The 1,205-nt window shown below is 55.1% G+C and carries 2 protein-coding genes; both read right to left on the bottom strand.

The genetic code is table 11. From position 1 onward, the window contains the following. The coding region (locus NW853_RS07390) for a GTP-binding protein (RefSeq protein ID WP_414348697.1) at window positions 1–735 on the bottom strand (735 nt) is incomplete at its 3' end. 17 nt (window positions 736–752) lie between these two features. Continuing rightward, on the bottom strand, window positions 753–1,205 hold a 453-nt coding region (gene rpsG / locus NW853_RS07395), incomplete at its 5' end, for a 30S ribosomal protein S7 (RefSeq protein WP_414348695.1).

The following is a 1,205-nucleotide window of genomic DNA, read 5'->3' on the forward strand; positions in this document are numbered from 1 at the left end:
CCCCCCACAAACCCTTCTTTGTTTTTGCAGAACAACTAGCCTCACTAGATTTGTGCCGGTCTCTTGGGCGCGGAGATGTGTATAATTTACAGATTTTTCCACATCGGCTTTGAGGTCGTCAGGAATAGGCACGACTTTGTAAGTCATACCCAGGTCCTCCTCGTTCCAGATTTTCGCCTCCATGGTAAGCAGGTCTACGATGCCCTTGAAGTTGTCTTCGGCACCGATGGGAATCTGAATGGGGACGGCTTTGGCTCCGAGGCGCTCGCGGATTTGCTCCACGACGACAAAGAAGTTTGCCCCGGCCCGATCCATTTTATTCACGAAGCAGACACGAGGAACCTTATAGCGGTTGGCCTGACGCCAGACGGTTTCGGACTGGGGTTGTACGCCCGCTACGCCGCAAAAGACTGCTACGGCCCCGTCCAGCACCCGCATAGAACGCTCCACCTCCACCGTAAAGTCGACGTGGCCGGGCGTGTCAATAATGTTGATGCGGTATTTCTGATCTTGCCAGTTCCAGTAGGTAGTCGTTGCAGCCGCCGTAATGGTAATTCCCCGCTCACGCTCCTGCGGGAGATAGTCCATGGTGGCAGTTCCTTCGTGGACTTCACCGAGCTTGTGGGTAAGACCGGTGTAGTAAAGAATGCGTTCCGTGGTTGTGGTTTTCCCGGCGTCAATGTGCGCTGCGATACCGATGTTTCTACAGCGCTCCAAGGGTATGTTTGTATCGATCGGCATAAGCGTATAAGTTAGAATCTAAAGTGGGCAAAGGCTTTGTTGGCTTCGGCCATGCGATGCGTCTCGTCGCGTTTTTTGATGGCAGCGCCCTCGTTTTTAGCGGCGGCGATGAGCTCGTTGGCGAGCCGTTCGGCCATGGTTTTTTCGGGACGCTTGCGTGACGCATCAATGATCCACCGCATAGAGAGGGAAAGCCGCCGATGCGGGGTAGGTTCTACCGGCACCTGGAGGGTAGCACCGCCTACCCGGCGGGGCCGCACCTCTAAAAGCGGCATAGCATTATTCACCGCGGCCTGAAAGACATCCAGGGGATTTTGCTGGGTCTTACGCGCAATGATGTCCAGAGCGGTGTAAAATATCTTATAAGCTCTGGTTTTTTTGCCATCCCGCATAATCTTATTGACCAGGCGAGCGACGAGCTCACTACCCAACTTCGGGGCCGGCGGACTGGAGCGGGGCTCCGG

Origin of the sequence: Synechococcus sp. H55.11, from assembly GCF_047462475.1 — a bacterium.
GTDB lineage: Bacteria > Cyanobacteriota > Cyanobacteriia > Thermostichales > Thermostichaceae > Thermostichus.